Source organism: Citrobacter sp. Awk 4 (genome assembly GCF_028069725.1).
In the GTDB taxonomy this organism is placed as follows: domain Bacteria; phylum Pseudomonadota; class Gammaproteobacteria; order Enterobacterales; family Enterobacteriaceae; genus Citrobacter_D.
The window spans coordinates 47740-69236 of sequence record NZ_JANEWG010000024.1; the positions used below are offsets into that span (position 1 = coordinate 47740).

Below are 21497 nucleotides of genomic sequence, written 5' to 3' on the forward strand. Positions count from 1 at the left end.
CTGCTGTCGGGAACCAGGCCCCGCCTCCGCCTTCGCGATATAGTAAGAATTTCGTAATCTTTACAAATACTGCTGAATCCGCGCATATCTCGACCGATATCAGGCCATTAGAAAACGGCTGATCCGTGTCAGGCTTTTGCTGAAACGAATCCACTTCGGGATAACAACCTTCACTTTTCTCCCCGCCTTATTTTTCCCGACTATTCTTAATGAGCTTCGATGAAATTCACGATCCCGCTGTGTGATTTATAGGAGTTATCAATGGAATACAAAGATCCCATGCTTGAGCTACTGAGCAGCCTGGAACAGATTGTTTTTAAAGATGAATATCAAAAGATTTCCCTGACGCATAAGCCCAATCCTTTCACCGAATTTGAACAACTGCGAAGAGGAAGCGGGCTGCAAACAGATGAGTTCGCCAGAGCGTTGGGCGTGACAGTTGCCACGGTGCAAGAGTGGGAGTCAAAACGCGTAAAGCCTTCCGCCACCGAGTTAAAACTGATGCGTCTCATCCAGGCGAACCCGAGATTAAGCAAGCAATTGATGGAGTAAGCGACCGGCGAACGCCCTCATTTAACGGTCCTGTACCGGGACCGTTTTCCCGCTTAGTTTCCAAAAGGAGAAAATAAAAGTTGCATCAATATGCATTACATGAGTTAATGCACTCAACGGTTTGACGTACAGACCATTAAAGCAGTTTAGTAAGGCAGTCCCCTTCAAGAGTTATCGTTGATACCCCTCGTAGTGCGCATTTCCTTAACGCTTAAAAAATCTGTAGAGCACGCCATATCGCCGAAAGGCAAACTTATTTTTTAAAAGGTAATACACTATGTCCGGTAAAATGACTGGTATCGTAAAATGGTTCAACGCTGATAAAGGCTTCGGCTTCATCACTCCTGACGATGGCTCTAAAGACGTGTTCGTACACTTCTCTGCTATCCAGAACGACGGTTACAAATCCCTGGATGAAGGTCAGAAAGTTTCCTTCACCATCGAAAGCGGCGCTAAAGGCCCGGCAGCTGGCAACGTAACCAGCCTGTAAGCTTAAAAAGCTCAGAATTGAAGATCCCTGCCAAACGGCGGGGATTTTTTTTATCTGAATCCTGCCATTCCCTCTCTTTGCATTACTTTACCTGCACAACCTTTGACCTTTCCCTTAGGGCAAGGATTATAGTGAAATCCCTGTTTTTCACATGGAATTGAAGCTATGCCGAAATCCTCACTCTTGTTATGCCTAGGATTACTCACCAGCAGCGCTGCATTCGCCGCAACGTCAGAATCCACATTCCTTGCAGAGCATGGTCTTGCCGGTAAATCCGTTGAGCAGATCGTCGAAACCATTGATCAGTCTCCGCAGAATCGTCCACTGCCTTACTCTGCTTCCATAACCAGTACCGAGCTGAAGTTATCAGACGGCGATCAAACATACACATTGCCGCTGGGTGAAAAGTTCTATCTCTCTTTTGCGCCGTATGAACAGCAAACGCACCCCTGTTTTAACCACAGCCTTTCCGGCTGTCGGGGAGAGATGCCGAACACGACATTCAATGTGAAAGTAACGGATAACAAGGGTGATGTTATCGTCCAAAAAGAGATGAAAAGCCATCAGAATGGCTTTGTCGGCGTGTGGCTGCCACGCAAGATGGAAGGCGCCATTGAAGTGAGCTACAACGGCAAGAAAGCGGTTCATCCCATTACAACCATGGATGACAGCCAAACCTGTCTGACCTCGTTGCCGCTGCGCTAACCTTTTGGCATAAAAAAACCTGCCGAAGGGCAGGTTTTTTTGCGTAAGAGCGAACGCTTACTGCAGCAGCGAAATATCCGCAACGCGCAGGAACAGTTCACGCAGTTTTTCGAGCATAGAGAGACGGTTGATACGCAGCTCTTTATCCTCGACGTTCACCATCACTTTCTCGAAGAAGGCATCGACCGGCTCACGCAGTTCAGCCAGTTCAACCAGTGCTTCCTGGTAACGACCTTCGGCGAAGAACGGCTCCAGCTTGTCACGCAGCACCACAACCTGCATGGCCAGCGCGATCTCTTCCGGCTCTTTCAGCGTCGCGGCGTTCACACGCTCGTTCAGCGTTTCGTCGGATTTCGCCAGAATGTTAGAAACACGCTTGTTTGCCGCCGCCAGTGCAGATGCCGCTTCCAGTGAACGGAAGTGGGACACCGCCTTCATACGCGCATCGAAATCTGCCGGACGGGTTGGGCGACGTGCCAGTACCGCCTGAATAGTGTCGACAGTGTAGCCTTCGTCCTGATACCAGGCGCGGAAACGGCCCAGCATAAAGTCGATAACGTCATCCACCACGTTGGCATTCGTCAGTTTGTCACCATACAGACGCACCGCTTCTTCGGTGAGGGTCTGCAGATCCAGAGACAAATTCTTCTCAACGATGATACGCAGCACGCCGAGTGCAGCACGACGCAGTGCAAACGGGTCTTTGTCGCCTTTCGGATGCTGGCCGATACCGAAGATACCCGCCAGGGTGTCCATCTTGTCGGCAATCGCCACGGCACACGCCACTGGGTTTGACGGCAGTTCATCACCCGCGAAACGCGGCTGATACTGCTCGTTCAGCGCCACGGCCACATCTTCTGCTTCGCCATCATGACGCGCGTAGTGCATGCCCATCACGCCCTGAGTATCGGTGAACTCGAAGACCATGTTGGTCATCAGGTCGCACTTAGACAGCAGGCCCGCGCGGGTAGCGTGGTTTACGTCAGCGCCAATCTGTCCGGCAATCCAGCCCGCCAGCGCCTGAATACGATCAGTCTTGTCACGCAGCGTACCCAGTTGCTGTTGGAACAGCACGGTTTGCAGGCGCGGCAGGTTGTCTTCCAGACGTTTTTTACGGTCGGTGTTAAAGAAGAACTCAGCATCTGCCAGACGTGGACGCACCACTTTCTCGTTACCGGAGATGATCTGCTGCGGATCTTTTGACTCAATGTTGGAGACGAAGATAAAGTTCGGCAGCAGTTTGCCGTCGTTTGCGTAAACAGGGAAGTACTTCTGGTCACCTTTCATGGTGTGTACCAGCGCTTCAGACGGCACCGCGAGGAATTTCTCTTCAAATTTCGCGGTCAGGACAACCGGCCATTCCACCAGCGAGGTGACTTCTTCCAGCAGGCTTTCACTCAGATCAGCGTTACCACCGATCTTACGCGCTGCGGCTTCCGCGTCCGCTTTAATCTTCGCCTTACGTTCGTCGTAATCCGCGATGACTTTGCCGCGCTCACGCAGAATTTCAGGATACTGATCGGCGTTATCGAGGGTGAATTCCGGCTCGCCCATAAAGCGGTGGCCGCGAATCACGCGATCGGACTGAATGCCCAGGATAGTTGCCGGAATGACTTTATCGCCCAGCAGCAGTGTTACGGTATGTACCGGACGCACGAAGTGAACGTCGCTTGCCCCCCAGCGCATCAGTTTAGGGATCGGCAGTTTCGCCAGCGAGGTTGCCACCATGTTCGGCACCAGCGCTTCGGTGCTTTCGCCCTTCACGTGGGCGCGATAGAGCAGCCATTCGCCTTTGTCGGTGGTCAGACGCTCAGCCTGGTCAACGGTGATCCCGCAGCCGCGCGCCCAGCCTTCTGCCGCTTTGCTCGGGTGGCCTTCAGCGTCGAACGCCTGGGCGATCGCCGGGCCGCGTTTTTCAACTTCGCGGTCTGCCTGTGATTCAGCCAGATTCGCGACTTTCAGCGCCAGGCGACGCGGAGCAGCAAACCACTCAACGTTGCCGTGTGCGAGGCCGGCATTATCCAGCTCCGCGGTAAAGTTCGCAGCAAAGGACTCCGCCAGGCTGCGCAGGGCTTTTGGTGGCAGCTCTTCAGTGCCGATTTCCACCAGAAAAGTTTTCTCAGACATGGCCGCCTCTTACTTGTCTTTGTTGCACATCGGGAAGCCAAGGGCTTCACGGGAAGCATAATAAGCTTCTGCCACTGCTTTGGTCAGGGTGCGAATGCGCAGAATGTAGCGCTGACGCTCGGTGACGGAGATGGCTTTACGCGCATCCAGCAGGTTGAAGCTATGAGCGGCTTTCAGAATACGCTCGTAGGCAGGCAGCGGCAGTGGGTTTTCCAGCGCCAGCAGCTGTTGAGCTTCTTTCTCATACTGCTCGAAGCAGGAGAACAGGAAGTCCACATCCGCGTATTCGAAGTTATAAGTGGATTGTTCCACTTCGTTTTGATGGAACACGTCGCCGTAGGTCGTTTTACCCAGCGGGCCGTCGCTCCAGACCAGGTCGTAAACGCTGTCTACGCCCTGAATGTACATCGCCAGACGTTCCAGACCGTAAGTGATCTCGCCGGTCACCGGTTTACACTCCAGACCGCCTACCTGCTGGAAGTAAGTGAACTGGGTCACTTCCATCCCGTTCAGCCACACTTCCCAGCCCAAACCCCAGGCACCCAGCGTCGGGTTTTCCCAGTTATCTTCCACGAAACGGATGTCGTGGATGGTCGGGTCCATTCCCAGCTCTTTCAGGGAACCGAGGTACAGCTCCTGAATGTTGTCCGGAGATGGCTTGATGACCACCTGGAACTGATAGTAGTGCTGTAAACGGTTCGGGTTTTCGCCGTAGCGGCCATCGGTCGGACGACGGGAAGGCTGCACATAGGCAGTCGCCATCGGCTCTGGCCCCAGCGCACGCAGGCAAGTCATTGGGTGAGAAGTCCCCGCGCCGACTTCCATGTCCAATGGTTGAACAATGGTGCAGCCCTGGCGAGCCCAGTAATCCTGTAAGGTCAGGATCAAGCCCTGGAAGGTCCTGGTATCAAACTTTTGCATATTATTTCGTGCTGGATACGTGTGGATTTAAAGGAAGGGATCAGTATACCCGCTGACTGCAAGATATACAGTACGAAACGGGAAAAAGGCAGGGCTTAACGCATGGAAAGGTGTAAAAACTGCCCGTCCGCATCAAAAGAACAGACAAAACCCTCTTTGCGAAAGGTATAGCCGCGCATTTCATAACTGCCCTGAAACTGCTCAAAGCCAGTAACATCAATTTTTTGCGGGCCTGTGTTGTAGCGCTTTGCCGCCTGACCTTTGCACAACGCTTCCATATCCAGCGTTCTCGAGGGGCTCACTTTGAGCTTCTGTGCTTTTTGCACTGGCGGTTGCTCGCCAGCACATCCCGCCAGCACCAGAGTCAGCATGGCTGGGAAGAGAAACTTCATCATCATTTTTATTACCGCCTTATATGCCGGTCTGTCTTATTATTATTAACGTTCGCGTCGCCAGTGCATTTTGCGAATCTCACCAGCGCATCACAAGCTTTAGCGTATAAACTCAGATTATTCCAGTGAGATACACTGGCAAATGACCAGTCAGACTTTTTTTAGAACGAAAACAGAGGCACTGATGCAGCCCAAAATATACTGGATAGATAATCTGCGCGGGATTGCGTGTTTAATGGTGGTCATGATTCATACCACGACGTGGTATGTCACGAATGCGCAAAGCATCAGCCCGGTAAATTGGGATCTTGCGAATGTCCTGAACTCCGCCTCACGCGTGAGCGTTCCGCTTTTCTTTATGATTTCAGGCTTTCTCTTTTTTGGGGAGCGTAGCGCCCAGCCCCGTCATTTTTTACGTATTGCACTCTGCCTGTTGTTCTACAGCGGCGTGGCGCTGGCATATATCGCGTTGTTTACCTCTATCAACGCAGAACTCTCGCTGAAAAATCTGCTGCAAAAGCCTGTGTTCTACCATTTGTGGTTTTTCTTCGCGATCGCCGTCATCTACCTGGTATCACCGCTGATACAGGTTAAAAACGTCAGTGGAAAAATGTTGCTGGTACTGATGGTAATGATTGGCATCATCGCCAATCCCAATACCGTGACGCAGAAAATTGGCGGATTTGAGTGGCTACCGATTAATTTATATATCAATGGCGATACCTTCTATTACATCCTGTACGGCATGCTCGGCCGGGCCATTGGTATGATGGACACGCAAAAAAGAGCGCTAACCGTAATAAGCGCGTTGCTTTGTATTATTGCTGTGGTGGTAATTTCTCGCGGCACGCTATATGAACTTCGCTGGCGAGGAAACTTTGCCGATACCTGGTATGTCTATTGCGGACCAGCAGTGTTTATTTTCGCGATATCGCTACTGACGCTGGTCAAGAATACGCTGAATAAACAAACCGTTCCGGTACTGGGGCTGATTTCGCGCCACTCACTCGGTATTTATGGATTCCACGCGCTCATTATTCATGCGTTGCGCACCAATGGGATTGAAATTAAGCATTGGCCGCCGCTGGATATCGTCTGGATTTTCAGTATCACGCTGGCGGGGAGCTTGCTGCTTTCCGTGCTATTGCAGCGAGTCGATACGCGCAGACTGGTCAGCTAAGCTGACGGATGGTGGCTTCGGCCATCATTCACTTTCACAATATGACGCGTACATATTCGTGCCGTACAGACAGCCCCCCACCGCCAACAGGCAGGTCACTTTCATCACCGATGACAACTCAATATTGCATAGCCCAACGAACAGCATTCCCGTACCAAACAATAACAAATACTTGCAGCGAGTGAGCAAACGTTCGCTGCCGGTTTGTTCATAATGAATCAGCACGGGAAAGCCCATCATGATGATAACGCCCAAAAAATAGCCTTTTTGACACAACGTTTGGCAAACAGGCCATAACCCTGCCAGATAGACCAGCGCCCCACTGACCAGCAGTAGTAACCCCACTGCCCGCTTCCTGCGCACAATGTTATCGTCCATATCACGCTCCTTATGTTTTGGTGATGCACATTAAGGCAATAAATGGAGGTGAGAAAGACGATGGCATGGTCATACCGTAAAAATCAGAAAATATGCATATTAATATCTATGCGTATTCAATGAATTAATTGATATCAGGAATTCCTTCCGGCGCGAACCGGAAGGCGTTGCGGATTAAGACATCAGCGGCAAGAGTTGCTGATAGAGACGGCGGAAAGTGTCACGCTGCTGTTGATAGCGCGCATGGCGCTGCGCATCCGGATAATGCGCCTGTTCCAACGGGAGTTGCGGCAGCAACCCGGATAACGGTTTTTCGGGATTCACGGCAATTTGCGCCAGACGTGCCGCCCCTAATGCCGGCCCCACATCACCACCGGTGCGATAATCTAATTGCAATCCACAGATATCAGAGAGCATCTGCCGCCAGTACTCACTGCGGGCACCGCCGCCAATCAACGTAATACTGTTGGGTTGCACGCCACACGCATGTACCGCATCCATGCCATCGGCCAGCGCGTAACCGACACCTTCCAGCACCGCTCGCGCCAGGTCCGCCGGGCCATGCTGATGCGTCAAACCAAAGAACACCCCCTTCGCCTGCGGGTTGTTGTGTGGTGTACGCTCACCGGAAAGATAGGGCAGGAACCAGACAGGTTCGACGTTGTCGTCCGCCTGCTGCGCGGCGGCGATCAGCGCAGGAACATTTGCCATCCCGGTTAATTTTGCCGCCCAGTCCAGGCAAGAGGCGGCGCTCAGCATGACGGACATTAAATGCCAGCGTCCGGGCAATGCGTGGCAAAAGCTGTGTACTGCGCTTTCGGGTCTGCTGAGGAAACCATCGCTCACCGCAAAATACACGCCGGAGGTCCCCAAGGAGAGCATCGCCTGATCGGCATTCATCATCCCGACGCCAACGGCACCGGCTGCGTTATCGCCTCCGCCTGCCACAACGGGCACCGCAGACATCCCCCATGACTGCGCCACTTCTGGCAACAGCGTTCCGGTGATATCGCTCCCTTCGTATAAAGCAGGCATATGTTCACGGGTCAGCCCACACGCCTCAAGCATGACGTCGCTCCAGTCACGCTTCGCCACATCCAGCCACATCGTACCGGCAGCATCAGACACATCGCTGGCAAACTCGCCGGTCATCCGCAGACGCAGATAATCTTTCGGCAGCAACACGCTGGCGACCTGACGAAAAACCTCCGGCTCGTGACGTTGAACCCACAATACTTTAGGCGCGGTAAAACCGGGCATCATCAGGTTGCCGGTAATGGCGCGAGATGCAGGCACCTGTTTTTCAAGTAATACGCACTCTTCGCCGCAGCGACCGTCATTCCACAAAATCGCCGGACGTAATACTCTCTGTTGCTTATCAAGTAACGTGGCGCCATGCATCTGCCCCGCAATACCCACGGCTTTCACACCGCTCAATGTGTGCTGCTGACCCAACGCTTTTACCGCACGGTCAGTCGCCTGCCACCACTGTTCAGGATCCTGCTCCGACCATAATGGATGAGGGCGGGAGACGGTAAGCGCCTCTGTTTGTGAGGCAACGACCTCCCCTTGCTCATTCACCAGAATGGCCTTCACGCCGGAGGTACCCAGATCAATCCCGATATACATAGCGATGATTCCTTTAAAAGAAATGCCCGGCGGCGCTCTCGCTTACCGGGCTTACGGGCAGCTAATGAAGCCGGTTACTTGTCGAACAGATAATGATTCACCAGATTTTCCAGTAGCTCCTGATGGCCGCTCTGATGAACCGGCGCCAGATTACGTTGTTCAGCATACTGCGACAGCTCACTGAGTGATAACTGACCTTTCAGGATTTGCTGACCCAACTCGCCATTCCATCCGGCATAGCGTTTCGCCACACGTTTATCCAGTTCACCATCTTCAAGCATACGCGCCGCGACTTTCAGCGACAGCGCCATGGTGTCCATTGCCCCAATATGGCCGTAGAACAGGTCGTATTTATCGGTGCTCTGGCGACGCACTTTGGCGTCAAAATTCAGGCCGCCAGTGGTAAAGCCGCCCGCCTTCAGGATCTCATACATCACCAGTGCATTTTCTTCCACGCTGACCGGGAACTGATCGGTATCCCAACCCAGTTGCGCATCGCCACGGTTGGCGTCAACGGAACCAAAAATACCCAGCGCGATAGCAGAGGCAATTTCATGGTGGAAAGAGTGTCCCGCCAGCGTTGCATGGTTCGCTTCAATGTTAACTTTGATCTCTTTTTCCAGGCCGAACTGTTTGAGGAAGCCGTAGACGGTTGCAACATCATAGTCATACTGGTGTTTAGTGGGTTCCTGCGGTTTGGGTTCGATCAGCAACGTCCCCTGGAAGCCAATTTTGTGTTTATGCTCAACCACCATCTGCATAAAGCGGCCAATTTGCTCGCGCTCCTGCCGCAGGTCGGTATTCAGCAGGGTTTCATAACCTTCACGACCGCCCCACAGTACGTAGTTTTCTCCCCCCAATTTATGGGTGGCATTCATAGCTGTCACCACCTGAGTAGCCGCCCAGCTAAAGACTTCCGGATCGGGGTTGGTGGCTGCGCCCGCGCCGTAGCGAGGATTGGTAAAGCAGTTCGCCGTCCCCCATAGCAGCTTCACGCCGCTCTGGTCTTGCTTTTGTGCCAACACATCAACCATTTGCGCAAAGTTATTTTTGTACTCTTGTAATGAAGCGCCTTCAGGTGAGACATCCACATCATGAAAACAGTAATACGGCACGTTCAGTTTGTGGAAGAATTCAAATGCGACATCAGCCTTGCGTTTCGCAAGCTCAATCGCGTCGCCAGGTTGCTGCCACGGGCGATTAAACGACCCGATGCCAAACATATCTGCGCCATTCCAACAGAAGGTATGCCAGTAGCACGCCGCAAAACGCAAATGATCTTCCATGCGTTTGCCCAACACGATTTCGTCCGGATTATAGTGACGAAATGCTAATGGATTAGTCGATTTAGTGCCTTCATAACGAACACGATCAAGCTGGTCAAAATAGGCTTGCATAATGAACTCCATAATCAGGTAATGCGGCAGGTGATTGATAATGCCGTAATATTGGGCACTCCCTGACCATTGCTCAATTATGTTATTTCACACTGCCATTGAGATAATTCACAAGTGTGCGCCACTTCTCAAAATAAAATCCAAACAATTAAAAAAACGTTACATATCAAACTCAAATGCAAGTTAAGCAGTAATTCATTTAAAATAAGATCCCGGTCATAAATTATGAAATAAACCAAAAATCGTAACTGGAAGATAAAAATCTATAATTGCCTTCCGGGCATTACCTGTTAAAAATCTGCTACGTCTTACGCTGTGATTGTTACTTTTATTGCCGTTCCTCCCCTACAAAAGGCATCACGATTATGAAGATAAAAAATATTTTACTGACTGTCTGCACATCCCTTTTACTCACCAGCGTCGCAGGCCATGCCAAAGAAGTTAAAATCGGTATGGCGATTGATGATCTCCGCCTGGAACGCTGGCAGAAAGATCGCGATATTTTCGTCAGCAAAGCGGAATCGCTCGGCGCAAAAGTATTTGTTCAATCTGCAAATGGTAATGAAGAAACCCAAATGTCGCAGATTGAAAACATGATCAACCGTGGCGTAGACGTCCTGGTGATAATTCCTTACAACGGACAAGTCTTAAGCAACGTCATCAAAGAAGCGAAGCAAGAAGGGATAAAAGTCCTGGCATATGACCGTATGATCAACGATGCCGATATCGATTTTTATATCTCTTTTGATAATGAAAAAGTGGGCGAATTACAGGCTCAATCACTGGTCGATATTGTACCTCAGGGGAATTATTTTCTGATGGGAGGATCACCTGTCGATAATAATGCAAAACTGTTCCGCGCCGGGCAAATGAAAGTATTAAAACCGTATATTGACGAAGGCAAAATTAAGGTCGTCGGCGATCAGTGGGTTGACGGCTGGTTACCTGAAAATGCCTTGAAAATTATGGAAAATGCGTTGACCGCCAACAATAACAAAATTGATGCCGTCGTCGCCTCAAATGACGCAACGGCGGGCGGTGCGGTACAGGCGCTAAGTGCGCAAGGTTTATCAGGAAAAGTGGCTATTTCCGGGCAGGATGCAGACCTCGCCGGTATCAAACGCATTATGGCAGGTACGCAAACGATGACGGTGTATAAACCGATCACCCTGCTCGCCAACACTGCCGCAGAGATCGCCGTCGAATTGGGGAATGATCAGCAACCTAAAGCAGACACCACGCTGAACAATGGTTTGAAAGATGTCCCTTCCCGGCTGCTTACGCCTATTGATGTGAACAAAGACAATATTTCCGAAACCGTCATCAAAGACGGGTTCCACAAGAAAAGCGAGCTTTAAGCGTTACGCCCTCTGAGCCATCAGAGGGCGGTGCCGACGTTGCAGCACAATAACGCCACGTCCACGCAGGGTTCTCTTATTGGCTTATGTGGAGCAGTTATGCCATATCTACTTGAAATGAAGAACATTACCAAGACATTCGGCGTCGTAAAGGCGGTGGATAACGTTAGCCTCAGGGTCAATGCTGGCGAAATCGTTTCATTATGCGGCGAGAATGGTTCCGGAAAATCAACATTAATGAAGGTGCTGTGCGGTATTTATCCACACGGCTCTTACGACGGCGAGATTATTTTTGCGGGCGAAACGATTCAGGCTAACCATATTCGCGACACAGAACGCAAAGGTATTGCCATTATCCACCAGGAATTAGCCCTGGTTAAACATTTGACGGTTCTGGAAAATATATTTCTTGGCAGCGAGATCACGCGTAACGGTCTGCTGGATTACGACATGATGACGCTGCGTTGCCAAAAATTATTAGCACAGGTCAGCCTGTCCATTTCACCCGATACACGGGTGGGCGATTTAGGTTTGGGACAACAGCAACTGATCGAAATCGCAAAAGCGCTGAATAAGCAGGTCCGTCTGCTCATTCTGGATGAACCCACCGCTTCACTTACCGAGCAGGAAACCGGCATCCTGCTGAATATCATACGCGACCTGCAACAGCATGATATTGCCTGTATTTACATTTCGCACAAACTCAATGAAGTTAAAGCCATTTCGGATACGATTTGCGTTATTCGCGATGGTCAGCATATTGGCACTCGTGATGCCACGGGCATGAGCGAAGACGATATTATCACCATGATGGTCGGGCGTGAGTTAACCGCGCTCTATCCCAGTGAACCGCACACAATGGGAAACGAGATTTTACGGGTTGAGCACCTTACCGCCTGGCATCCTGTTAACCGCCATATTAAGCGGGTTAACGATATTTCCTTCTCACTTAGGCGCGGTGAAATTCTGGGTATTGCCGGACTCGTCGGGGCCGGGCGAACCGAAGCCGTTCAGTGTCTGTTTGGCGTCTGGTCAGGCCGCTGGGAGGGGAAAATATTCATTGAGGGCAATCCTGTGGATATTCATAACTGCCAGCAAGCCATTGCTCACGGTATTGCCATGGTTCCCGAAGACCGCAAAAAAGACGGTATTGTTCCCGTGATGGCGGTGGGGAAAAATATCACGCTGGCGGCTCTCGATACCTTTACCGGGCCTCTGAGCCATCTTGATGATGCCGCAGAACAAAAATGCATACTGGAATCGCTCCAGCAGCTCAAAGTAAAAACTGCCTCTCCCGATCTTGCTATTGGTCGTCTGAGCGGAGGCAATCAGCAAAAAGCAATTCTGGCACGTTGCCTCCTGTTAAATCCCCGCATTCTCATCCTCGATGAACCCACGCGGGGTATTGATATCGGCGCTAAATATGAAATCTATAAGCTCATCAACCAGCTTGTACAGCAAGGTATTGCCGTCATCGTCATCTCTTCCGAATTACCCGAAGTGCTCGGGCTGAGCGATCGCATCCTGGTGATGCATGAAGGAAAACTGAAAGCTAACCTGGTGAACCACAACCTGACTCAGGAGCAGGTCATGGAAGCCGCATTGAGGAGCGAACAGCATGTCGAAAAACACCCCGTCTGAAGCGAAACTTGCAGCCCCACGGGCAGGCGGCTTCCCCGGAATCAAATCGCTTAATTTACAAGTCTTCGTCATGATTGCGGCGATCATCGTAATCATGTTGTTTTTCACGTGGACCACAGAGGGTGCCTACCTGAGCGCCCGTAACGTTTCTAACCTGCTGCGGCAAACCGCGATTACGGGAATCCTCGCCGTCGGTATGGTGTTCGTGATTATCTCCGCCGAAATCGATCTCTCGGTCGGTTCGATGATGGGCTTATTGGGCGGCGTCGCTGCGATCTGCGATGTCTGGCTCGGCTGGCCATTACCGCTAACGGTGATTGTCACGCTGGCGCTGGGTTTGCTCCTTGGCGCCTGGAACGGATGGTGGGTCGCCTACCGCAAAGTCCCTTCATTTATCGTGACGCTTGCCGGAATGCTGGCTTTCCGCGGTATTCTCATCGGGATCACCAACGGCACAACCGTCTCTCCCACCAGCGCCGCGATGTCACAGATTGGCCAAAGTTACTTGTCTGATGGAACGGGCTTTATCATCGGCGCACTCGGGTTAATGGCGTTTATCGGCTGGCAATGGCGTGGGCGTATGCGCCGTCAGGCGTTAGGCCTTGAATCTCCCGTATCGACGTCGGTTGTCGGTCGCCAGGCGTTGACGGCCATTATCGTATTAGGCGCAATCTGGCTGTTGAATGATTACCGTGGCGTTCCGACGCCAGTGCTACTGCTGACGCTGTTGTTGCTCGGTGGGATGTTTATGGCGACGCGTACCGCCTTTGGTCGCCGCATTTACGCCATCGGCGGCAATATCGAAGCCGCGCGTCTATCAGGGATTAACGTCGAACGAACCAAGCTCGCGGTCTTCGCCATTAATGGCCTGATGGTGGCGATTGCCGGGCTGATCCTCAGTTCTCGACTGGGCGCGGGCTCTCCTTCTGCCGGGAATATTGCTGAACTGGATGCGATTGCCGCGTGTGTGATTGGGGGAACCAGCCTGGCGGGCGGTATCGGAAGTGTCGCCGGTGCCGTCATGGGCGCATTTATTATGGCCTCTCTCGACAATGGAATGAGTATGATGGATGTTCCCACCTTCTGGCAGTATATCGTGAAGGGTGCGATTCTGTTACTGGCGGTATGGATGGACTCAGCAACCAAACGCCGTGCCTGACAGTAAGAAAAGTGGGGAAGTTTCAATGCCGGTAAATGCCTACCGGCATTGTTTTTATGCATGATTCAGCAGGAAAAGAACCATGTTTGATAAACGTCATCGTATCACGCTGTTATTTAACGCCAACAAAGCGTATGACCGTCAGGTTGTCGAAGGTGTTGGCGAATATTTGCAAGCGTCACAATCCGAGTGGGATATCTTTATTGAAGAAGACTTTCGTGCCCGGATTGATAACATCAAAGAGTGGCTGGGAGATGGCGTCATCGCCGACTACGACGACGACGAGATTGCCCGTCTGCTTGCTGACGTTGACGTTCCCATCGTCGGCGTCGGCGGTTCCTACCATCTTCCTGAACATTACCCACCGGTCCATTACATCGCCACGGATAACTTCGCGTTGGTGGAAAGCGCCTTTCTGCACCTGAAAGAAAAAGGGATTAACCGCTTTGCTTTCTATGGCCTGCCCGCCTCCAGCGGTAAACGCTGGGCAGCAGAACGTGAATACGCGTTCTGTCAGTTAGTGGCAGAAGAGAAATACCGTGGCGTGGTCTATCAGGGGCTGGAGACAGCGCCAGAAAACTGGCAGCACGCGCAAAATCGCCTGGCGGACTGGTTGCAGACCCTACCGCCACAAACCGGCATTATTGCGGTGACTGACGCCCGTGCGCGGCATGTGCTGCAGGTCTGTGAACATCTGCACATCCCGGTACCTGAAAAGTTGAGTGTCATTGGGATTGATAACGAAGAACTCACCCGTTACCTGTCACGCGTCGCGCTCTCCTCGGTCGCACAGGGCGCGAGGCAGATGGGATATCAGGCCGCCAAAATGCTGCACCGCCTCCTTGCCAACGAAGAGATGCCCTTACAGCGTATCCTCGTCCCGCCAGTGCGCGTCGTTGAGCGTCAGTCGACCGATTATCGTTCGCTCACCGACCCAACCGTTATTCAGGCCATGCATTACATTCGCAATCATGCCTGTAAAGGTATCAAGGTTGATCAAGTGCTGGATGCGGTGGGAATTTCCCGCTCAAATCTGGAGAAGCGATTCAAAGAGGAAGTGGGGGAGACTATCCACGCTGTAATCCATGCGGAAAAACTGGAAAAAGCACGTAGCCTGTTGATTTCAACAACACTGTCGATCAACGAAATCTCGCAGATGTGCGGCTATCCTTCCCTGCAGTATTTCTATTCGGTCTTTAAAAAAGAGTATGGCACGACCCCAAAAGAGTACCGTGACCTGAACAGTGAAGTGTTGTTGTGAGTTGTGATGTGCTTGCCGGATGGCGGCGCTAATGCGCCATCCGGCATTTAACGATTACATATGCGCGGCAATTAAGCGCTGGTTATCCTGGTACATCGCAAACAGATAGTTGTTATAACTCTGTCCTTTCGTTGAATAACCCTTCAGCTTATGAATCATCGCGGTCGCCGTCACTTCCTGATCCGCTTTGCGCAGCTGCGCGCGCGACTTACGGAAGGAGGAGTAAGCCGGGTGGGTATTCAGGTTGATGACATAGGCGCTGACCGACTCTTTAACAGAGTCGAACTGAGAATAGCCTTTCACCTTACCAGGCGCGTTGCTGCAACGGCCTTTCCCGCACTTCATACCGAACAGATTGTTATTGCTACGGGCTAGCTTAGAGGTACCCCAACCGCTTTCCGCCGCCGCCATTGTCGCCACCATGCTGGTAGGGATAATGTCGACACGCTCAAGCAGCGTGTTCCACGGAACTTTACGCGTATTGCCGGACCAGCTCACCTTGTAGCGCTTCGCGATATCTTTCATACGCGCACGCTCAGAAGGCGACCAGCGGTTCTGATACTGCTTTGAAATCAGCCAGTTACGATCAGCCGTAATGGCAGCATTTTGACTGGTAATATAAGGCATAACCGTCCGGAGAAACGCTTTTTTCCTTGGTGTTCCGGAAGGGTATTTTCGCAAATCAGGAAGTGAACTACTCTTTGCACTATTGCGAGAATACTCTTGTTTACTGCTTGCCTGTGTATTACTTGTCTTGGTTACGAGGGACTTCTGACTCGATGTCGTCGTGTGCGTCTTTGCCAGCACCTCACCCGAAAATGCGATGGTGAGTAACATAAGAATCATGGCCCCATATCGTCGAATGGGAGTCAATATCATTAGGTCTCCTGGTCGGATTTATACATTCCAACACCTTATATTTTTCACAAAAATGAGAGTTGAATCTCAAATCATATCAAAAATAGCCGTCAAGAGCATCCAAAGGAATAGTCCAATTCTGAAACTATGTCACGCGCTAACGGTTAGGAATGTCATTAATTCGATGAAAATGTGGAGGTTATCGCAAAATAAGGCTGTTTTTTGCGCACGATCGCTCATCCTCGCGCCTCATCCTGGATGTATTAATCCAAAGGATGAGTTTCCCGTCCCATTTCACTGGCAAACTGACTAAAATCGCAGCAACAAGGACCGCGTTATGAAACTTGCCGCCATTGCTTTGGCGTTTATGCCCGGCATTGCGATCGCTTCATCATGGACAACGCCCGGCTTCCCGGCTTTTACTGCACAAGGGACCGGTAAGTTTGTCAGCCATACCACGTTGACGAAGGGTACCCGTCCTTTAACGCTGACGTTTGACCAACAGTGCTGGCAGCCCGCAGAGACGGTAAAGCTCAATCAGATGCTATCCCTCAAACCGTGCGAGGGCTCCCCTTCGCAATGGCGACTTTTTAAAGAGGGCGACTATACGCTGGAGGTGGATACCCGCTCGGGCACGCCGACGCTGATGCTGTCGGTTAAAAATGCCGCCGAACCTGTCGCCAGTCAGATACGTCAGTGCCCGAAATGGGATGGTTCGCCGCTGACCCTGGATGTCGCCCGGACCTTTCCGGAAGGTTCGAAAGTCCGCGATTTCTACAGCCAGCAAATCGCCACGGTTAAAAACGGTCACATCACACTCCAGCCAGCGGCGACCAGTAATGGACTTTTACTGCTGGAACGGGCAGAGACTGACGCTCCCGCCCCATTCGACTGGCATAACGCTACCGTCTACTTTGTGCTGACGGACCGCTTCCAGAATGGCGATCCGACAAACGACAACAGTTATGGCCGCCATAAAGACGGTATGCAGGAAATCGGTACCTTTCATGGCGGTGATTTACGCGGGCTGGTGAGTAAACTGGACTATCTGCAGCAGCTTGGCGTCAACGCCCTGTGGGTAAGCGCCCCCTTTGAGCAAATTCATGGTTGGGTCGGCGGCGGTACCAAAGGCGACTTCCCCCATTACGCCTACCACGGTTATTACACTCAGGACTGGACCCGGCTTGACGCCAATATGGGTACCGGTGATGACCTGCGCGCACTGGTGGACGGCGCACATCAGCGCGGCATCCGAATTCTGTTCGATGTGGTGATGAACCATACCGGTTACGCCACACTGGCGGATATGCAGGAGTACCAGTTTGGCGCGCTGTATTTATCGGGAGATGAGCTGAAAAAAACGCTCGGTGAGCGCTGGACGGACTGGAAACCCGCTGCCGGTCAAAGCTGGCACAGCTTTAATGATTACATCAACTTCGGCGATAAAGCCGCATGGGAAAAATGGTGGGGGAAAAAGTGGATCCGCACCGACATCGGTGATTACGACGCGCCGGGATTTGATGATCTAACCATGTCCCTGGCCTTTCTGCCCGATCTCAAAACCGAGTCCACCACCCCTTCTGGCCTGCCCGTCTTCTATCAACACAAACCGGATACCCACGCTAAAGCCATTGCGGGCTACACGCCGCGAGATTATCTGACCCACTGGTTAAGTCAGTGGGTACGAGACTATGGCATCGACGGTTTCCGCGTCGATACCGCCAAACACGTCGAACTTCCCGCCTGGCAACAACTGAAAACGCAGGCAAGCGCAGCGCTGGCTGAATGGAAACGCGCCAATCCGGATAAAACTCTGGACGACAACCCTTTCTGGATGACCGGTGAAGCCTGGGGTCATGGCGTGATGCAAAGCGACTACTACCGCCACGGCTTTGACGCGATGATCAATTTTGATTATCAGGAGCAGGCCGCAAAAGCGGTCGATTGCCTGGCCAACATGGATCTCACCTGGCAACAAATGGCAGAAAAGTTGCAGAATTTCAATGTACTGAGCTATCTGTCATCACACGACACTCGCCTGTTCCGGGAGGGTGGCGATAACGCAGCGGAACTGTTGCTGCTGGCGCCAGGTGCTGTGCAGATCTTTTACGGTGATGAGTCTGCGCGACCTTTCGGCCCGACAGGCTCTGATCCTCTGCAAGGTACACGATCAGAGATGAACTGGCAGGACGTGAACGGTAACGCGGCGGATACCGTTGCACACTGGCAGCGTATCAGCCAGTTCAGAGCCCGGCACTCCGCCATTGGCGCGGGTAAACAAACGACCCTTTCATTAAAGCAGGGATACGGCTTCGTGCGCGAGCAGGGTGACGATAAAGTGATGGTCATTTGGGCTGGCCGCCCCTGATTTCCCTGGGTTCTGACATCCGTCATGTGTCAGAACCCTTTAACAAAATAAAACACTCACCAGACGTGAATTGGCAGCATAAAGCGTGACTCTCTTCACCGTTGGCTGATTTGCACCCTGCCAAAGGTAGCGCTATGGTTAGCCACTTTACTACTCAGCCCGACAGACCACCTGCTATGACATTCTCACTTTTTGGCGACAAATTTACCCGCCACTCAGGCATTACCCGCCTGATGGAGGACCTCAACGACGGTTTACGCACACCTGGCGCGATCATGCTGGGCGGCGGTAACCCGGCGCAAATCCCGGCGATGCAGGAATACTTCCACGCGCTGCTGGCTGGGATGCTGGAAAATGGCAAAGCCACTGATGCGCTTTGTAATTATGACGGTCCGCAGGGAAAAACCGAATTGCTGGACGCGCTCGCTGAACTGCTCCGTGAAACGCTGGGTTGGGATATCGGGCCACAAAATATTGCGCTAACAAATGGTAGTCAGAGCGCGTTTTTCTACTTGTTTAATCTCTTTGCCGGACGCCGCGCTGACGGCACAACCAAAAAAGTGCTTTTCCCGCTCGCGCCGGAATACATTGGCTATGCCGATTCGGGTCTGGAGGAGGATCTCTTTGTTTCCGCACGCCCGAATATCGAGCTGTTGCCGGAAGGTCAGTTTAAATATCACGTTGATTTTGAACACCTGCATATTGGTGAAGAGACGGGAATGATCTGTGTATCGCGCCCAACAAACCCAACAGGCAATGTCATCACCGACGAAGAGCTTATGAAGCTGGACGCTCTGGCGCATCAACACCGCATCCCGCTGGTGATTGATAACGCCTACGGCGTTCCCTTCCCTGGGATCATTTTCAGCGACGCACGGCCGTTGTGGAACCCCAACATTATTCTGTGTATGAGCCTCTCCAAGCTGGGGCTGCCCGGTTCTCGCTGCGGCATTATTATCGCCAATGAGGAAATCATCACCGCCATCACCAACATGAACGGTATTATCAGCCTGGCGCCGGGGGGGATGGGGCCCGCGATGATGTGTGAAATGATCAAACGCAACGATCTGCTGCGCCTGTCAGAGATGGTGATCAAACCGTTTTATTACCAGCGCGTTCAGGAGACGATTGCCATCATTCGTCGCTATTTATCTGCAGACCGCTGCCTGATCCATAAACCGGAGGGCGCCATTTTCCTGTGGTTGTGGTTTAAGGATCTGCCCATCACGACGGAATTGCTCTATCAGCGCCTGAAAAAACGCGGCGTCCTGATGGTGCCCGGCGACTACTTCTTCCCAGGTCTTGATAAACCGTGGCCGCACACGCACCAATGCATGCGGATGAATTACGTTCCCGATCCGGAAAAAATCGAAGCGGGCGTAAAAATTCTGGCAGAAGAGATCGAACGCGCCTGGCTTGAAGGATGACAAAACCTCATACACCCGGTCATGATTGCCGGGAGTGTGAGGTTCACAACGGTTGGGAAAGCAGACGTTGACGTTGTAGCGTGACGACGTCCAGGCACGCTAAGGCATGGGTGGGACAGGCTTCGACGCAGGCAGGTCCCGCCTCACGATGCCAGCAAAGATCGCACTTGATGGCCTGCGCCCGTGACAACGCCGAAACCACATTCATCGCCCCAAACGGGCATGCCAGCATACAACTTTTACACCCGATACAGCGCGATTGCTCAACGAAGATATGTCCATGTTCCCGACGAATAGCCTGCGTCGGGCAGACGTTCGCACACGGCGCGTCTTCACATTGGTGACAGGTGACCGCTGTGGTAAATGCGTTATCTTTAATCACCCGAATTCGCGAGACAAACTCTTTGGAGGACACTGCTGCGCAGTCCTGGTTTTCCTGATGTGAGACCACACAGGCAACTTCGCAAGTCCGACATCCAATGCACTTCGTTGCATCCGCCACAATAAAGGGGTTCATGACCTGCTCCCTACGACCTAAAACGCCAGAGTGCCAGAGAGGCCGCTAGCGCTGCTTTGATCCGACAACGGAAACCACACATTTTTGCCAGATGCCCGTCATGTTCTGGTGTTTTGCCTGATACGTTGATTCCCAGCCAGCGAGTTCCCCCGTGTCATTCAAACGTGTATGGGGGAAATAGGGATTTGGCTCAACGAGAAGTAATGGATAGCCTGCCGGATAGCGATGACCCGGCCAGGCATGATGAGTATTTCACGATATAACGTAAAGAGTTGCCCCCTTCCCTGAGGGCAAACGGGATGATAATCAGAAACGCCAGCTCAGCCCAGTCATGAAAGCGAAACTGTCGTCGCGATCCACCATCGGGCTGTCTTTCACATCGTCCGGCAGCACGGTATAGGTTGCATTGGCAACCAGCACCAGATTGTTGGTTAACGGATACTTCATGGTCAGACCCACATACGGCATCCAGCTGTCGTCAGGAGAGTAGCTGGACAGTCCGCTGCGGCGGGATTCGCTGCCCGATACACCGTAGTAGTAGTCGTTGAAATTTTCATCGTAATAGAAGACACCGGCAGACGGTGTAAGGGTAAATTTACCCACAGGCATTTGGCGGAAAACAGAGACTTCACCCACCCAGCCATTGCTGTTATCCAAAACATCCGCGGCAGCAGAGACTTTCACGCTGCCCCACTTCTGGTGGTGATACCATGCAGCACCGACCATGGCTGTGCTGTCGCGCTTGTCGAGCTGCTTCATGTCATGCTCGTCGTTGTCGGCAGGATCAAACTCCAGCGGCATCCAGGAAGCGGTTAAGCTAAATTCGTTATTCTCATTTTTTGAAAGAATATAGCCTAAGGATGTTTGTCTGAAATAAAATGACTCACTTTCGTAACTGATCAGCGGTACCGCGTGAACATTTTCATTATATCCGCGATAAGGAGATTCATTATAAACCGCACCTGCACCAAGAGAGAATTCTGAAGCAGTTGCACTAGCCATAAAAGACATTGCAAATATTGCCAAAATATTGCGTTTAATTAACATGCCAAACTTTCCATTTTAAAATAAGCTACAAAGCGCGTGCATAATAATGCTTACAATTTCATCGATGCAATGCACTTATTTATATAGTAA

General features: G+C 51.8%; 19 protein-coding genes. 10 read left to right on the top strand and 9 right to left on the bottom strand.

Annotated elements, in window-relative coordinates; all coding sequences use genetic code 11:
• Window positions 1-261 precede the first annotated feature (261 nt).
• From NNO04_RS12135 to cueP, 3 genes are all read left to right on the top strand, one after another.
• A complete protein-coding gene (locus NNO04_RS12135; RefSeq protein WP_271444857.1) occupies window positions 262-552 on the top strand; it encodes an HTH-type transcriptional regulator in 291 nt (96 codons plus the stop codon).
• A 277-nt stretch (window positions 553-829) separates the two neighbouring features.
• On the top strand, window positions 830-1042 hold the full coding sequence (cspE, locus tag NNO04_RS12140; protein WP_000014594.1) for a transcription antiterminator/RNA stability regulator CspE: 213 nt from the start codon (window positions 830-832) through the stop codon (window positions 1040-1042).
• Window positions 1043-1207: 165 nt separating this feature from the next.
• Complete coding sequence (gene cueP, locus NNO04_RS12145) at window positions 1208-1747, top strand: copper-binding periplasmic metallochaperone CueP (protein ID WP_271444858.1); 540 nt, start codon at window positions 1208-1210, stop codon at window positions 1745-1747.
• Between the two features lie 57 nt (window positions 1748-1804).
• On the opposite strand, the gene glyS is transcribed toward cueP, so the two are convergent.
• The 3 genes from glyS to NNO04_RS12160 all read right to left on the bottom strand — a co-directional run bounded on the left by glyS (window position 1805) and on the right by NNO04_RS12160 (window position 5193).
• The gene (gene glyS / locus NNO04_RS12150) at window positions 1805-3874 is read right to left on the bottom strand and encodes a glycine--tRNA ligase subunit beta (protein ID WP_271444859.1); all 2070 of its coding nucleotides are present in this window, start codon (window positions 3872-3874) and stop codon (window positions 1805-1807) included.
• 9 nt (window positions 3875-3883) lie between these two features.
• Window positions 3884-4795, bottom strand: coding sequence for a glycine--tRNA ligase subunit alpha (gene glyQ / locus NNO04_RS12155; RefSeq protein ID WP_006817708.1), 912 nt, complete (start codon window positions 4793-4795; stop codon window positions 3884-3886).
• 95 nt (window positions 4796-4890) lie between these two features.
• Complete coding sequence (locus NNO04_RS12160; RefSeq protein WP_271444860.1) at window positions 4891-5193, bottom strand: YsaB family lipoprotein; 303 nt, start codon at window positions 5191-5193, stop codon at window positions 4891-4893.
• Between the two features lie 178 nt (window positions 5194-5371).
• Between NNO04_RS12160 and NNO04_RS12165 the strand changes: the two genes are divergently transcribed.
• Complete coding sequence (locus tag NNO04_RS12165) at window positions 5372-6367, top strand: acyltransferase (protein ID WP_271444861.1); 996 nt, start codon at window positions 5372-5374, stop codon at window positions 6365-6367.
• 24 nt (window positions 6368-6391) lie between these two features.
• Here the strand turns inward: NNO04_RS12165 and NNO04_RS12170 are convergent, their stop codons facing one another.
• The 3 genes from NNO04_RS12170 to xylA all read right to left on the bottom strand — a co-directional run bounded on the left by NNO04_RS12170 (window position 6392) and on the right by xylA (window position 9771).
• On the bottom strand, window positions 6392-6745 hold the full coding sequence (locus NNO04_RS12170) for a hypothetical protein (RefSeq protein WP_271444862.1): 354 nt from the start codon (window positions 6743-6745) through the stop codon (window positions 6392-6394).
• 174 nt (window positions 6746-6919) lie between these two features.
• Window positions 6920-8374 carry a xylulokinase gene (xylB, locus tag NNO04_RS12175; RefSeq protein ID WP_271444863.1) on the bottom strand — a complete coding sequence of 485 codons (1455 nt, stop codon included), beginning with the start codon at window positions 8372-8374 and terminating at the stop codon, window positions 6920-6922.
• A gap of 74 nt (window positions 8375-8448) precedes the next feature.
• Window positions 8449-9771, bottom strand: coding sequence for a xylose isomerase (xylA, locus tag NNO04_RS12180; RefSeq protein ID WP_271444864.1), 1323 nt, complete (start codon window positions 9769-9771; stop codon window positions 8449-8451).
• Window positions 9772-10136: 365 nt separating this feature from the next.
• Here xylA and xylF point away from each other — a divergent pair, with 365 nt between their 5' ends.
• The 4 genes from xylF to xylR all read left to right on the top strand — a co-directional run bounded on the left by xylF (window position 10137) and on the right by xylR (window position 15190).
• The gene (xylF, locus tag NNO04_RS12185) at window positions 10137-11129 is read left to right on the top strand and encodes a D-xylose ABC transporter substrate-binding protein (RefSeq protein WP_271444865.1); all 993 of its coding nucleotides are present in this window, start codon (window positions 10137-10139) and stop codon (window positions 11127-11129) included.
• Window positions 11130-11228: 99 nt separating this feature from the next.
• A complete protein-coding gene (locus NNO04_RS12190) occupies window positions 11229-12770 on the top strand; it encodes a xylose ABC transporter ATP-binding protein (RefSeq protein ID WP_271444866.1) in 1542 nt (513 codons plus the stop codon).
• Window positions 12748-13929, top strand: a complete 1182-nt coding sequence (gene xylH / locus NNO04_RS12195) for a xylose ABC transporter permease XylH (RefSeq protein WP_271444867.1) — start codon at window positions 12748-12750, stop codon at window positions 13927-13929. Before NNO04_RS12190 ends, xylH begins: the two co-directional genes overlap by 23 nt.
• Window positions 13930-14011: 82 nt before the next feature.
• Window positions 14012-15190: a D-xylose utilization transcriptional activator XylR gene (gene xylR / locus NNO04_RS12200; RefSeq protein ID WP_271444868.1), complete on the top strand. Its 1179-nt coding sequence runs from the start codon at window positions 14012-14014 to the stop codon at window positions 15188-15190.
• A 54-nt stretch (window positions 15191-15244) separates the two neighbouring features.
• Here xylR and NNO04_RS12205 read toward each other — a convergent pair whose 3' ends face one another.
• Entirely contained in the window at window positions 15245-16069 is an 825-nt protein-coding gene (locus NNO04_RS12205; RefSeq protein WP_271444869.1) for a protein bax, read from the bottom strand.
• 316 nt (window positions 16070-16385) lie between these two features.
• Here NNO04_RS12205 and malS point away from each other — a divergent pair, with 316 nt between their 5' ends.
• Both malS and avtA read left to right on the top strand, forming a co-directional pair.
• Window positions 16386-18416: an alpha-amylase gene (malS, locus tag NNO04_RS12210; protein ID WP_271444870.1), complete on the top strand. Its 2031-nt coding sequence runs from the start codon at window positions 16386-16388 to the stop codon at window positions 18414-18416.
• Between the two features lie 176 nt (window positions 18417-18592).
• Window positions 18593-19843 carry a valine--pyruvate transaminase gene (gene avtA / locus NNO04_RS12215; protein ID WP_442870734.1) on the top strand — a complete coding sequence of 417 codons (1251 nt, stop codon included), beginning with the start codon at window positions 18593-18595 and terminating at the stop codon, window positions 19841-19843.
• Between the two features lie 43 nt (window positions 19844-19886).
• On the opposite strand, the gene NNO04_RS12220 is transcribed toward avtA, so the two are convergent.
• Window positions 19887-20360 (bottom strand): 4Fe-4S dicluster domain-containing protein, encoded by a 474-nt coding sequence (locus tag NNO04_RS12220; protein ID WP_271444872.1) that lies wholly within the window; start codon window positions 20358-20360, stop codon window positions 19887-19889.
• A 306-nt stretch (window positions 20361-20666) separates the two neighbouring features.
• Window positions 20667-21407, bottom strand: coding sequence for a MipA/OmpV family protein (locus tag NNO04_RS12225; protein ID WP_162382423.1), 741 nt, complete (start codon window positions 21405-21407; stop codon window positions 20667-20669).
• Window positions 21408-21497: the final 90 nt, after the last annotated feature.